The organism is Shewanella sp. LC6, from assembly GCF_006385735.2.
GTDB lineage: Bacteria > Pseudomonadota > Gammaproteobacteria > Enterobacterales > Shewanellaceae > Shewanella > Shewanella xiamenensis.
In genome coordinates this window covers 4,871,909-4,886,173 of sequence record NZ_CP043902.1, presented here as the reverse complement: position 1 = coordinate 4,886,173, position 14,265 = coordinate 4,871,909, and the positions used below count along the sequence as shown (strand labels likewise).

General features: G+C 48.7%; 11 protein-coding genes. 6 read left to right on the top strand and 5 right to left on the bottom strand.

Annotation, left to right across the window (positions count from 1 at the left end):
- The first annotated feature begins 77 nt into the window (after positions 1-77).
- On the top strand, positions 78-1,361 hold the full coding sequence (locus FJD32_RS21795) for a DUF5666 domain-containing protein (RefSeq protein ID WP_099457228.1): 1,284 nt from the start codon (positions 78-80) through the stop codon (positions 1,359-1,361).
- 65 nt (positions 1,362-1,426) lie between these two features.
- Here FJD32_RS21795 and FJD32_RS21790 read toward each other — a convergent pair whose 3' ends face one another.
- The 3 genes from FJD32_RS21790 to ompR all read right to left on the bottom strand — a co-directional run bounded on the left by FJD32_RS21790 (position 1,427) and on the right by ompR (position 5,602).
- Positions 1,427-3,403 (bottom strand): methyl-accepting chemotaxis protein, encoded by a 1,977-nt coding sequence (locus tag FJD32_RS21790; protein ID WP_140906959.1) that lies wholly within the window; start codon positions 3,401-3,403, stop codon positions 1,427-1,429.
- 116 nt (positions 3,404-3,519) lie between these two features.
- Positions 3,520-4,836 (bottom strand): two-component system sensor histidine kinase EnvZ, encoded by a 1,317-nt coding sequence (envZ, locus tag FJD32_RS21785; RefSeq protein WP_037427393.1) that lies wholly within the window; start codon positions 4,834-4,836, stop codon positions 3,520-3,522.
- 40 nt (positions 4,837-4,876) lie between these two features.
- Positions 4,877-5,602 (bottom strand): two-component system response regulator OmpR, encoded by a 726-nt coding sequence (gene ompR / locus FJD32_RS21780; protein WP_037423742.1) that lies wholly within the window; start codon positions 5,600-5,602, stop codon positions 4,877-4,879.
- A gap of 375 nt (positions 5,603-5,977) precedes the next feature.
- Between ompR and greB the strand changes: the two genes are divergently transcribed.
- The 3 genes from greB (at position 5,978) to FJD32_RS21765 (ending at position 11,169) form a co-directional block, all read left to right on the top strand.
- Positions 5,978-6,493, top strand: coding sequence for a transcription elongation factor GreB (gene greB / locus FJD32_RS21775; RefSeq protein WP_037427391.1), 516 nt, complete (start codon positions 5,978-5,980; stop codon positions 6,491-6,493).
- A gap of 129 nt (positions 6,494-6,622) precedes the next feature.
- Entirely contained in the window at positions 6,623-8,989 is a 2,367-nt protein-coding gene (locus FJD32_RS21770) for a Tex family protein (RefSeq protein ID WP_055646993.1), read from the top strand.
- A 215-nt stretch (positions 8,990-9,204) separates the two neighbouring features.
- Positions 9,205-11,169, top strand: coding sequence for an LTA synthase family protein (locus FJD32_RS21765; RefSeq protein WP_099457230.1), 1,965 nt, complete (start codon positions 9,205-9,207; stop codon positions 11,167-11,169).
- A gap of 56 nt (positions 11,170-11,225) precedes the next feature.
- On the opposite strand, the gene FJD32_RS21760 is transcribed toward FJD32_RS21765, so the two are convergent.
- Both FJD32_RS21760 and bioH read right to left on the bottom strand, forming a co-directional pair.
- Positions 11,226-11,780 carry a hypothetical protein gene (locus FJD32_RS21760; RefSeq protein WP_037431259.1) on the bottom strand — a complete coding sequence of 185 codons (555 nt, stop codon included), beginning with the start codon at positions 11,778-11,780 and terminating at the stop codon, positions 11,226-11,228.
- A gap of 61 nt (positions 11,781-11,841) precedes the next feature.
- Complete coding sequence (gene bioH / locus FJD32_RS21755) at positions 11,842-12,633, bottom strand: pimeloyl-ACP methyl ester esterase BioH (RefSeq protein ID WP_037431261.1); 792 nt, start codon at positions 12,631-12,633, stop codon at positions 11,842-11,844.
- A gap of 25 nt (positions 12,634-12,658) precedes the next feature.
- Here bioH and FJD32_RS21750 point away from each other — a divergent pair, with 25 nt between their 5' ends.
- Both FJD32_RS21750 and nfuA read left to right on the top strand, forming a co-directional pair.
- Positions 12,659-13,465, top strand: coding sequence for a ComF family protein (locus FJD32_RS21750; protein ID WP_037423729.1), 807 nt, complete (start codon positions 12,659-12,661; stop codon positions 13,463-13,465).
- 167 nt (positions 13,466-13,632) lie between these two features.
- Complete coding sequence (gene nfuA, locus FJD32_RS21745; protein ID WP_037423725.1) at positions 13,633-14,211, top strand: Fe-S biogenesis protein NfuA; 579 nt, start codon at positions 13,633-13,635, stop codon at positions 14,209-14,211.
- Positions 14,212-14,265: the final 54 nt, after the last annotated feature.

The window sequence follows — 14,265 nt, the reverse complement described above, 5'->3', positions numbered from 1 at the left end:
ATTTCTTCACGTTTGCTTGACGTTTCCCATACTAAGATGCCAGCCGTTGATTTAACAAGGTAAATAAGGGAGAAAAAATGAATAAGCACTTAGTAGGTATAGGTATTAGCGCATTACTATTAACCGCCTGTGGTAGCGATGGTTCATCAACGGATGTGGCGCCACCTCCCGCGAATTTACCCGCTAAAGTGATGGGGACTGTGACTCAAGTGTCCGCAGACCATCAACAGATCACTGTGAATGGATACAAGATTAATATCGCCAATGCAGATATTCGTTATCAACAACAGCCACTGGATGCAAAAGCTATTCAAGTGGGGATGCGCCTAGATTTGGTTAACCAAGGTCAGCAGGCTAAAACGGTTGCTGTCGATCCTGCGCTGGTCGGTGAAATCAGTGCCATCAATCAAAATAATATTACGGTCAATGGCATACAGTTAGCCGTTGCATCAGCTAGCCAATATAAAAAGGGCGATTGGGTAGCGGTAAATGGCTACCCCACAGTGGTCGGACAATGGCAGGTAGAGTCGATTAACCTTTTCCCGAATCTCGCAATTGCTGAAATCGAAGGTCGAGTAACAGAGCTTGATCCTGTTGCGCAGCAATTCCGCCTAGGCTCAGCCTTGATCGATTACGCTGGTATCACCCCAGAGGGGCAGCTCGCCGAAGGCGTGTGGGTTGAGGTTGAAGGTAAATTGGAAGGCGCCGTATTTAGGGCCCATGAAGTCGAGGTGGAAGATGCGAATGATGCGCCGACGTTCAACGAGATGGAGTTAGAGGGCACAGTAACTTGGGTTAACCAAGACAAGAGCCAGTTTGAGCTTAATAGCCGCACACGACTCTATGTGAATGAACAGACTCAATTTGAAGATGGTAATCGCGCCAATTTGCTGGAAGGTAAGCGCCTAGAGGTGGATATTCAATCTACTGCGCAGGGCCTGTGGGCCAAAGAGGTCGACTTTGAAAGTTCAGATGCGGGTGACCCATTACCCGATTTAGGTAACAAGTTTGAGCTTGAAGGGCGAGCTACGCTCGATAGCAATAACCAGCTACAAATTAATGGCGTTACCTTTATTATCGACGCGAGAACCCAGTTTGATGATGGCTTAACCCTTGCAACCCTTGATCAAAAATGGCTGCAAATTGAAGGTGTTGAATTAGCCGATGGCCAATGGCTAGTGAAGGAAATTGATCTTGAACAGCAGAGTAATGAACTGGAGTTAACCGGAAAGGTGAGCCAGAACAGTCTGTGGGGTTACCATGCTAGTGATGCCTCATTAGCAACCTTTGATGGTAAATGGGTTAATGTGGAATGTCAGTTTGACGGCATGCAAATCCACAGTTGCCGCATTGACGACTAATGCTCGTTAACCCCTGCAAATGGCAGCGAGATTGATCTCTTGCTGCCATTTTTATGTGCTTAAGTTTAAGCCGCACGCATTGGCACGACACGACTGTCGGCAATACCTAAACTGGTTTCGATATTTTCCACGCTTTGCTGCACTTCTTGGGCGATGACTTCGCTCTGCTGCGAACTGGTTTGCGCTTGGTCTTTCAGGTTATCCATGCTGCGAACAAATTCATCGAGGTAATCCACCTGTTCCTTGGCGTTGAGCGAGCCTTGTTTGGCGGTATTGGCCATTTCACTCGCTTGATTTTGTGCGGTTTGTGCCATTTGCCATAGGCTCTGTGCCCGCTGTTTTTGGCTATTGGTCGCTTGGGCAATGCCATCGACACTCTCGCCGAGAGCAAGGTTAGATTGGGTGAGCTGATGCAGGATTTTCACAATTTCATTTAACGATACCTGAGTACGTTGGCTAAGGCTGCGCACCTCATCGGCGACCACGGCAAAACCGCGACCTTGCTCGCCTGCTCGGGCGGCTTCGATAGCGGCATTAAGTGCCAGTAAATTAGTTTGCTCGGCGATATTGCCAATTACATCAATGATTTTAGCCACATCTGCTACCGAGTTATTAAGACTTTCGAGCGAGGCATGGCAAAGGCCAACCGCCGTTTGGGTTTGCTCTGTGGCACTCAGTACCGCTTCGGCCTCGGCTTGGCTCGACTGCATTTGGCGCATGGTTTCGGCCGCGCTTTGTTCAACAATGGCCGAGGTATGGCTGACCTCATTGGCGAGGCTACGGATATGCTCGGTTTGCGACTGCGTGTCGGCGACTATGGTCTGAGTGTGTTCGGTGTGCTGCGACAGTTGGGTAATGCGTGCAACCAGCTGACTTAAGGATTGAGAAACCTTAGTCATTTGTTGGCGCTGGAGTTCATCTTCCTGTTCAAAACGATGCAGTAGCTGATTAAAATGCCCTGCAATTTGGCCGGTTTCGCAGCGGCGATTGATGTCCAAACGTTCACGGCTGTTGGACTCGCTTAATTGCATAAAGGCTTGATTGAGGCGTTTAAGGGGGTTAACCACGCGGTTCTGTTGCAGGATTAAATAGCCGATAGCAAACAGCGCCATAATCGAAACCATCGCATAAAGAATGACTTGTAACTCATATTTGAGCTGTTGGTTTTTGGCCGCTTGGGCTTCACCGAGGGCAATGAGCTGCTGTTCAACTCTGCCAATCGCTTGAATTAATTGCGCTTGCATCTCCTGATTGGCTTGCAGCAATTGGTGGGTGTTGGCGACTTCTTTATTGTATCGATTGGCAAGGCTTAGCAGCTCGTTGCGATCATTTTCGCCCACTTCAATTTGCTGCGGCTCACTTGCACCGAGGGCAAATTCATCGGCTTCCTGTTGTTCATATACGCCGATTAATGGCAGGGTGTTGAGTTGATCGCGCCATTGGTTAAGCGCTTTACTGGTGCTGTCGAGAATATTCTTAAGTTGCTGATTTTTATCAATGAGATAGCCATCGGTAAGCTGCGACAGTTGATAAACAATACTGGGAAAGTCACGGCTTAATTGCAAATATTGCTCGGCTATTGCTGGATTAACGGCTAAGCCTTTGTCGGCATAGCTACCAAGCCTGCGGTTATAGTCGAGCATTTCGGATTCTGCGTGGGCCAGCAGTTGTCTTGGGTTACCTGCTAGTTTGCCCGCCGCGCGGTATTTAGTGTCTAAGTCTTGAATGAATTGATTCAGGCCTACCTGTAATTCCTCATCGGCATTGCCTGATGCGGCAAGGTTGAGTTCGCTGAGTTGGTTTTTGATTTTACTCAGCTTGGCTTTGGCTTCTTCGAGTTGGGTCGCGTTGCCGCTGGTTAAATAGCCATCAAGATCGCGGCGCACGCCTACGAGAAAGTCCTGTTGCAGGCCTTGGAGTACTTGGGTTTGTTGCTCAATCTGCTGTCTTTGATCGCTACTCCAAAGTACTACTGCTGCTAATAATGCCGCAAGCAATAACAACAGCGCCGAAGCAGTACGTGACAAGGTCGAAATCTTCATGATGCAATCTTCATTGGAAACTTAAGGTAAGTTAACTGCCTAAAGTTTATGAATTTCGCGTGACATAAATATGACAGAACCAATCAAATGTCAGCGTTGTCATTATGATTTGGGGATTATTCTAGCGGTAGCCAAACTTGGGCTTTTAAACCGCCTGCGGCGCGATTCGAGAGGGTAATTTGGCCTTGGTGGCGGTCGATAATTCGTTTGATGATGGCGAGCCCAAGCCCTGAGCCGACACTGCCACGGGCAATATCACCTTGGGTAAAAGGTTGAAACAGTGTAGGAATTTGTGATTCATCTATCCCAGGGCCATTATCTTCAACGCTAAAGCCGATGCGTTTGCCGTCAAATTGCGAGCTTATCCGCACCCAGCCGGAGCCATAACGAAAGGCGTTTTCAACTAAGTTGCTCAACACCCGCTTAATCGCCAGCCCTTGAAATAAGGCCTCGGGGCAATCGCTCAGCACGACTTCAATTTCACCGTCGCGGTTGGCTTCGGCTTGGGCAATATCTTGAATGAGTTTATTGATTTGCCCGGGCTCGCGGCTGGCTTCCTGATCTTGGCGAATATAGGCAATAAATTGGCTGATAATGGCATCCATATCTTCAATATCGTTGACGATACCGTCTTTAAGATATTGATCTTCTTCAACCATCATCTCAGAGGCAAGGCGGATGCGGGTCAGCGGCGTGCGCAAATCGTGGGAAATACCCGCCATCAACAGTGCACGATCTTGCTCTAGCTGCTTCATACTATGGGCCATCTGGTTAAAGGCGTTGGTGACTTCCACCAGTTCGCTGGAGCCTTTAAGCGGCAAAGGATCGGGAAACTCGCCACGGGACACCGAGATCGCGGCTTTTTGTAAGCGCCTTAATGGTCTGTTTTGCTGGCGAGCAAACCACCATCCGCCGGCAACACTGAGTGCGCCGATCACCATCAAGTACAAGGTCAGTGGCGACAAGTCGGAAACATTTTGCCCAATCAGCGGCACTTTAATCCACACAGACGGCGCCTGCGGTGGGCGGATCCAAATTTGCAAAACACTGCCGTGGGTGACACGGACTTCGGCATCTCCACCGAGATATTCTGACATCTGTGATGACCAAAAACCGTAGTAGGTGGCTTGTTCGATGCCCGCTTCACGGGCTTGCTGTTGGTTATACACCTTCATGCCATCGTCGCGGACTTTGGCATTGAGCGCATCGACTATGGTTAAGTGCTCGCGGCCGATATCGACACCATCGACAAATAACAGATTGATTTGACGGGCGATTAACTGGTTGATTTGTTGATAGCTGGGTTTCAACACATACACAGCGACAGTGACATAGGACACCAGCTGATTGATCAGCAGCAAACAACCAATTAGCAGTACCGTTTGACTAAAGGCGCTGCGTGGAAGGAGTCGCTGCCACCACTTAAGTTTCATAGTCGTACCAAAAAAGCGTCAACAACAGGCCAAAAGCAGCTCATCGACGGGCGGCACCGTCGGGTACAAATACATAGCCTAATCCCCACACGGTTTGAATGTAGCGCGGATTAGCGGGGTCTTTTTCAATTAAGCGCCGTAGACGCGATACCTGCACGTCAATCGAGCGCTCGAGCGCCGAATAATCACGACCACGGGCGAGGTTCATCAGTTTGTCCCGCGATAACGGTTCCCGTGGATGGGTAACTAACACTTTTAATACTGCAAATTCGCCACTGGTCAGCGCGATGGCTTCATCACCGTGGTACATCTCACGGGTAGCTAGGTCGAGGGAAAACTCACCAAAGCTAATTTCGGCTTCTTGTTGCGCGGGCGCGCCGGGCACATCCTGAATTTGGCGGCGCATCACCGCTTTAATCCGCGCCAATAATTCCCGCGGGTTAAAGGGTTTTGGCAGATAATCATCGGCACCGAGTTCTAAGCCGATAATGCGGTCGACTTCATCGCCTTTGGCGGTGAGCATAACAATCGGAATGGTGCTGCCCTGTTGACGCAGACGACGGCAGATAGATAAGCCATCTTCCCCGGGCAACATCAGATCGAGCACAATCAAATGAAAGTTTTCTCGCTCCAGTAAACGGTCCATCTGCTCAGCATTGGCCGCACTGCGTACCTGATAGCCTTGCTCCATCAGGTAACGCTCGAGTAGTGCTCGTAGGCGCATATCATCATCGACAACGAGGATTTTCGAGGTTTCTTGTCCCATGGGATGTCCTTAAATTGCTCGGATTATTGCTTTTATTTTTTATGCCGTCATACAACAAAGATTAACTGGCTGAAATTGAAAACGAATCTGCCAAGAATGCGCTTAATATAGCTGGATTCAATCTGAGCGACTAGCTCATGATGTAAGCCAACCACGGTCGAATGCGACAAATTGCCAACTCATGTTAATACTAAGCAAATGAAATTGCATGGGAATCGTTGAATATATTCACTATACATATGAAATTGTAACTAAATTGGCATTTCTGGCAGCGGTGCTTTTTGCTAGTCCTTAACTTTGGCGGCGACTCTGAGTATCATCAGTGCCATGCCTGTTTAAAATTATGCTCGTTTTAGTTAACTATAGAGTCTTAACATGAAAGCGCATTTGATCACCCGCCAAGGCTGGATGACCTTAGATAAAGAATTAAAATACCTGTGGAAGGAATATCGCCCGCAGATCACCCTCAAAGTGCAAGAGGCTGCCGCGCAGGGCGATCGAAGTGAAAATGCGGATTACACTTACAACAAAAGGCTTTTGCGTCAAATAGATAGTCGTGTTCGCTATTTGGTTAAGCGCCTCGAAGAACTCAAAATTGTCGACTATTCTCCGCAGCAGGAAGGCAAAATTTACTTTGGCGCTTGGTTTGAGCTTGAAAACGACGCGGGTGAGCGCGTGCGTTATCGGATTGTCGGTAAAGATGAGCTCGATACTAAACTGGGTTATATCACTATTGATTCCCCCATGGCACGGGCGCTTATCGGCAAACAAGTTGATGATGAAGTGGTGGTGCAAACGCCCTCTGGCCCAAAGACATGGTATATCAACGAAATCCGTTATACGCCGTTCGACACCTTGCTTGACTCGGCGCTCGCGGACGAGGGGGAATAAACCTCGCGAGATCAAACTCTCGGCGATTTTCAGCGGCAAATCGCTCGCATCATATGAAACAACGACTGCGCCTGTGGTATCTTGGGCGCAATTAGGATTAATCAAACCGTTAGGCACGATACTTTATTTATGCAGACTATTGCCCAAATTATTGCTCAGGAACTCAATGTTCGTGAGCATCAAGTCACTGCCACCATAGATTTGCTCGACAATGGTGCCACTGTTCCCTTCGTCGCCCGTTATCGTAAAGAGGCGACTGGTGGTTTAGACGACACCCAGTTACGTACGCTGTACACCCGTTTAGGTTATTTGCGTGAATTGAATGACAGACGTCAGGTGATTTTATCCAGCATTCAAGCGCAGGGTAAATTAACGCCTGAGCTGCAACGGGAAATCGAAGGCGCCGATAGTAAAACGCGTCTCGAGGATCTGTATCTTCCCTTCAAACCTAAGCGTCGCACTAAGGGCCAAATTGCCATTGAAGCGGGATTAGAGCCGCTGGTCGAAACCTTGTTAGCGGATCGCAATGCCGATATTGAAGCATTGGCTGCGGGTTATCTGAATCTAGAAGCGGGTTTTGCCGACACCAAAGCGGTATTGGAAGGTGCCCGTTATATCCTGATGGAGCGCTACGCCGAAGATGCGGAATTACTGCGTAAAGTTCGCGAACATTTAAGCCAAAACAGTGTGTTAGAGAGCCGTGTTATTGCCGGCAAAGAGAAGGAAGGCGCGAAGTTTCGCGATTATTTCGAGCACAACGAACCTTTGGCCAAAGTGCCATCTCACCGCGCCTTAGCTATGCTCCGTGGCCGTAATGAAGGCTTCCTGTCATTATCGATGAATGCCGATCCCGGTGCAGAGGCGGGTCAAGGCAGTTACTGTGAAGTCATTATTAGTGAGCATTTAGGCTTAAAGCTGGGCGATAGCAGTGTGGATCAGTGGCTCAAAACGGTCGTTACTGCCACGTGGCGAATTAAAATTGCCCTGCAAATGGAAACCGAGTTTATCTCGCAAATGCGTGAGCGCGCCGAAGCGGAAGCCATTAACGTATTTGCCCGTAACTTGGGTGATTTACTGATGGCCGCGCCAGCGGGCGCCAAGGCAACCATGGGCCTAGACCCAGGTCTACGTACTGGCGTTAAAGTCGCCGTGGTGGATAACACGGGTAAGTTGGTGGCACACACCACGATTTTCCCCCATGCACCACAGAATTTATGGGACAAGTCGATTCGTACCCTCGCCAACTTAGTGCAAATGCATAAGGTAGAGTTAATCGCGATTGGTAACGGCACCGCCTCCCGTGAAACCGATAAATTAGCGGCTGAGTTGATCGCCAGCCTCAAGGACAGCCAACCACAGCTGACCAAAGTGATGGTGAGCGAAGCGGGCGCCTCGGTGTATTCCGCATCAGAACTGGCGGCATTAGAATTCCCTGAGCTAGACGTTTCGATTCGCGGTGCGGTCTCAATTGCCCGTCGTTTACAGGACCCCTTAGCGGAACTGGTGAAGATTGAGCCTAAGTCTATCGGCGTTGGTCAATATCAACACGATGTGAGTCAAAGCCAGCTTTCTAGCTCGCTCGAAGCCGTGGTCGAGGATTGTGTAAACGGTGTAGGCGTGGACTTAAACATGGCGTCTGTGCCTTTGCTATCGCAAGTTGCAGGTTTAAATAAAACCTTGGCCAAAAACGTGGTGGATTACCGCGATGCCAACGGCGCCTTCAAAAATCGTAAAGAGCTGTTAAAAGTACCGCGTTTAGGCCCTAAAGCCTTTGAGCAAGCCGCAGGCTTTTTACGTATTCGTGACGGCGATAATCCATTAGATATGTCAGCGGTTCACCCGGAAGCCTATTCGCTGGTCGAAACGATTGCCAAGACCAAACAAGTCGATGTGGCGAGCCTTATTGGCAATTCAGAATTATTACGCAACATCAAACCGCAGGAGTTTACGACTCCTGAGTTTGGTCTGCCGACAGTGACCGACATCCTTAGCGAGCTGGATAAACCTGGCCGTGACCCCCGTGGCGAGTTTAAAACCGCTAAGTTTAAAGATGGGGTTGAAGAGCTTAAGGATCTGAAACCTGAGATGATCCTTGAAGGCGTTGTCACCAACGTGACTAACTTTGGTGCCTTTGTGGATATCGGCGTGCACCAAGATGGTTTAGTGCATATCTCGTCATTAACCGACAAATTTATTACCGATCCCCATACCGTGGTCAAAGCGGGTGATGTGGTAAAAGTGAAGGTGATGGAAGTGGATGTGGAGCGCCGCCGAATTGGCCTGAGTATGCGTCTGGATGAGGCGATTGATCAGAGTAAGTCGCAAACTCGCACGCCAGTGCAGGGTAAGCATCAGGGTAACAAACCGAATCAGCACAAAGCGTCACAGCACAAATCATCACAACCTCAGTCTGGGCGGTCAGCACCCAAGCCAGCCCCTGTCAATGCGGCGATGGGCAATGCCTTTGCTGATGCTTTCGCTAAGCTGAAAAAGTAAGTCATCTCGATGCGACTCGGGTGTTAGCATGTGCCCGAGTCGACATTTTTTACCCCTCAATCACAAAATTGTTGCATGTTTGCTACGACAGGTAATATAAAGGCGGCAATTTAATGCAACCTTAAGCCAGATCGGTTGTCATATAGCAACTTCTGGTAATTTTTCAAATTGACACTCCAAAGCTGAGTGTGCGTTTAATGTTTTTGGGGTAATACATGCAGTCAGGTTTATCTGCTGGTGGACGCAAGGGCGCCCACGGGCCCTTTCGCGTCATTCTTATTTTCAGTCTGTTAGTACTGGCTATTGCTACCGCTAGCCGAATCGGTTTAGGCCTGTGGCAGGGCGAACGTGTAGCTGCTGTTGACGGTTGGTCGCATTTGTTGCTGCAAGGTATTCGTGTCGATATTGCAACCCTATGTTGGTTATGGGGTGTGGCTGCTTTAGGTACGGCGATATTTTCGGGCGATCATTTGATTGGCCGAGCATGGCAATGGATTCTGCGTTTATGGCTAACCATAGGCCTCTGGACTATCTTATTCCTCGAAGTATCAACGCCCGCTTTTATTGAGGAATACGGCATTCGCCCTAATCGTTTGTATGTGGAGTATTTGATTTATCCCAAAGAAGTGCTGTCGATGCTGTGGGCGGGACGCAAGCTTGAGCTGATTTTTTCTGTGGTGCTGAGTATCGCAACCCTATGGGGCGGCTGGGTATTGAGCGGTAAGTTGTGTAAAAACCTCCGTTTCCCCCGTTGGTATTGGCGCCCGGTGTTAGCCGTGCTGGTTATCATTTTGACCCTATTGGGTGCGCGTTCAACCTTAGGTCATAGACCGATTAACCCTGCGATGGTGGCATTTGCCGATGATCCATTAGTAAACTCCTTAGTGATTAACTCCGCTTATTCTTTAGTATTTGCGATCAAACAAATGGGCAGTGAGGAAGATGCTTCTAAGGTGTATGGCTCCTTGGACAAAGATGAGATTATCAAGGTCATTAGGCAGGAGAGCGGTCGCCCTGAGAGTGCGTTTACCTCAAATGAACTTCCCTCTCTGAGCTTTAACCAAGCCAGTTATACCGGAAAGCCTAAAAATTTAGTGATCCTGCTGCAAGAAAGTCTGGGAGCCCGTTTTGTGGGGAGTTTAGGTGGTTTGCCGTTAACGCCAAATATCGATGCCCTCTCACAGGAAGGCTGGTATTTCGATAATCTCTACGCCACTGGCACACGCTCTGTGCGCGGAATTGAAGCTGTTACGACTGGTTTTACCCCTACGCCAGCCCGTGCGGTGGTGAAATTAGGCAAGAGCCAGACGGGTTTCTTCAGTATCGCTGAATTGTTAAAAAATCACGGCTATACCACCCAATTTATCTATGGTGGTGAGAGCCATTTTGACAATATGCGTAGCTTCTTCCTCGGGAATGGTTTTAGCGACATTATCGATCAGAAGGATTATAAATCTCCTGCGTTTGTCGGCTCTTGGGGTGCTTCTGATGAAGATTTAATGCGTAAGGCAAATAGTGAGTTTGAGCGTCTGCATAGCGAAGGTAAACCGTTCTTTAGTTTAGTGTTTAGCTCGAGTAACCACGATCCATTCGAATTCCCCGATGGCCGTATTGAGCTGTATGAGCAACCTAAACAAACCCGTAATAACGCGGCAAAATATGCCGATTATGCAATTGGTGAGTTCTTTAAGCTGGCCAAAAATGCCGACTACTGGAAGGATACGGTCTTTATTGTGGTAGCTGACCATGACAGTCGAGTCGGTGGTGCGGATCTGGTGCCAGTATCGCGTTTCCGTATTCCTGGGTTAATCCTTGGGGATAATGTTGCACCAAAACGCGATCACCGTATCGTGAGTCAAATCGACTTACCGCCAACCTTGTTATCTTTGATTGGTATTTCAGACTCTTACCCTATGTTAGGGCGTGACTTAACTCAGGTCAGCGATGATTGGCCTGGACGTGCACTGATGCAATACGACAAAAATTTTGCGTTGATGGAAGGCAAGGATGTGGTGATCCTGCAGCCAGAGAAAGCGGCGCAAGGTTTCCAATATGATGAAAAAACTGAGCACTTAACGCCTTATGCACCCGCGGCGCAGGCGCTAGAGAAAAAGGCCTTAAGTTGGGCCCTGTGGGGCAGCCTAGCCTACCAGCAAGAGCTGTATCGCTCGGGTAAGTAACCGAATAAAAAATGCCGCTGATTAGCGGCATTTTTTATCTTTCAAATCAGCATTTTTTAAATCCAAGCCGACATAGATGGTTCGGTCTCAGGCTGAGTTTGCTGCGCATAATATTGTCCAATACGCTGGCCAACCTGCTGATAAAACTGAGGTGATTCGCCCTGAATAGGTTGACGAGCCGTTGTTGTACCCATTTTGGCATTGGTATTGGCTGGTCTCGGATTTTGTTGGCCGACTTTGAGGCGAATATCCTTACGTTGCAGCGCGGCTGGGCCGCGTACAGGCACTTTTAATGTCTTGGGAAGCGCGCGATCAGCGGCAACAATAGGAGCTTGCTTTTCCTGCTGTTGCTGGCTCTGTTGCTGCGAGGATTGCTGTTGCTGCTGCTTTTGTTGAACTTGTTGCTGATTTTGCTCAAGTAATCGAGCCTGTTGCTGAGCTTGGTCTGCAGTACGTTCATTTTGCGGGTTAAAGGCGCGTTCTTCATGGCCTTTAGTCGCAGCCTGAGGTGGGATAACCACTGGTTTTAGCTGATTGTCGACCCGAGCCGAGTCCGTCGCGACATTGGTCGTCGCTAGCGGAACCTGGGGGTAGTTACTGACAAGCAGCATGAAAAATTCCTTGTAGCCTTAATGGTTAAATACTAGCCACTAATTGCACAAAGATAAAGCATTAGTCCTTGAATTGTGCCAACCAAGGTAAGAGTGCTTGTAAGAATTCTTGCCTATGTGACACGAATGGCGCGTGGGATGCTTTGGCGAGCATCACATCGGTGATGTGGCTTGCTGTTGGCATTTTAGGTTGGACGCGTTTGGGCACGAGTCCATCTAGTCTGCCCCATATCCGCAGCCAAGGTTGGTTGATGCTCGATAGCTGCGGTCTCAGATCAACTTGATTCAGCATATCAAGGCCTTGAGTTAATGCCGCAGCATCGGGAAGTGGGCGAGCTAAGACTAAATCCCGTAGCTGTTTGATATCGTCTTTGGCTGTTTCACTGCCCATGGCTTGAATTGCTAAAAAACGTTCAATGGTTTTTGGTAAATTTTGCCCAAGCTGTTCGCCAAACATACTGAGTACTTGTGGCGGGATACCGGGCCATGCTTCTTCTTCCCTTGCCATAAAACAGGGGGAAGAGGCGATAGTGACTAACCCTTTAATTTGCAATGGATAGCGAATGGCAGCTTGAGTTGCCACTAAACCGCCCAGCGACCAGCCAGCCCAAATTGCATTGGCGGGTAAGCTACTGATTAACGCATCGACCCAAGCAGATAAATCGCCCGCTATCGGTTGGCTTAAGCCAAAACCCGGCAGATCGACATAGTGCACTCTATACTCAGACAGTTGCTCATGCAGCGGCGTAAACACGGCGCTATTAACCCCCCAACCGTGGATCATCACCAGATCTGGCCCTTGGCCAATGGTTTCGATATGGAGTGGATGATGAGTAGACGTTGTAGCGTTCACTAAAATACCTCAAATAGGATGTTGTATGTCGGGCGATAGCAAATGGATTTGGTCGCAACAGGGGGCGAAGCTATTACGCTTAGTCTCGCATTGGGTGCATCGTTGCTTGGCAGGCAGTTTACCTAACCGCTGCTTACTGTGCCACCAATCCCTAAATTCAACGGAAGCAGGATTTTGCCAGGTATGCCTGCAAACTGGCTTGTATCACAGCCCCATTTGCTTAGGTTGCGGCAAATCCATGCAACTTGAGCTGGAATATTGTGGTCAATGCCAAAAGCATCAGCCGCGAAAAGTCATCGCTCCTTGTAGTTATCATCAAGGCTTTGGCCCTTGGATAGCCGCTATCAAATATCAGGGACAACTCGCCGCCTTACCCCTATTGTGCCAAGCCTTAGTGGCGCGCGTCGGTCAGCTTGAACAGCAAGGATTAACCACTCTACCACAGGCCATAGTACCAGTTCCTTTACACCCCAACCGATTAAGGCAGCGCGGATTTAATCAAGCTTGGCTCATCGCACATGAGTTATCGAAGCAGCTCTCGCTCCCTCTGATCAGTGACGGATTGGTTCGGTTGCAAGATACCCGCCCACAAGCTGGACTCAATGGCGCGCAGCGGCGACGAAATCTACAGGATGCCTTTGAGTTAAATGCCGATTTTGCCTATCAACGGATTGCGTTAGTGGATGATGTGGTGACGACAGGCACGACGGTTGCGGAAATCGCCCGTTTATTTGAAGCGCGATACGTGCATGTTCAAATATGGTGTCTTGCACGAGCCGAAGCGCCAGGCTTGTTGGAAGATATCGCAGGTGAAAACATAGAGTCGCGATAGTCATACATTAGTGGTTTGCATGTTAAGTTGCTGCATTTAAAGCGTGATGGATTTTGCAAAATTCCAGAACTTGCTACCCTAGGGACTACAAAGCGCGAGTGACTAGGAGTATCATACGGCTAATTCTTACTAAAACACTCAGGTATCCCCTGACGGAGCTGGTTTCCATGATTACGATTTCCGATGCGGCTCAAGCCCATTTTGTAAAGTTGTTAGCAGATCAACCTGAAGGCACTCATATTCGTGTATTTGTGATAAGCCCAGGTACCGCACAAGCTGAGTGTGGCGTGTCTTACTGTCCACCTGATGCCGTTGAAAGCGATGATATTGAATTAGCATTCAATGGCTTTAGCGCCATGGTAGACGAAAAGAGTGCACCTTTCTTAGAAGAAGCCTCAATTGACTTTGTGACCGATCAATTAGGTTCGCAATTAACCCTTAAAGCGCCAAACGCGAAAATGCGTAAAGTTGCGGGTGATGCGCCTTTAGTGGAGCGTATCGAATACGTGATCCAATCAGAAATCAACCCACAATTAGCTAGCCATGGCGGCAACATTATGTTGGTTGAGATCACCAAAGAAGGCGTTGCGGTATTGCAGTTTGGTGGCGGTTGTAACGGTTGTTCGCAAGTGGATATCACCTTAAAGGATGGTATCGAAAAACAACTGTTAGATATGTTCCCAGGTGAATTAACCGGTGTGCGTGACGTAACCGATCACCAACACGGTGAGCATTCTTACGCTTAAGTTTGTGTTGAGCTGAATTAAAAAACGCGACCTTGAGTCGCGTTTTTTATATTT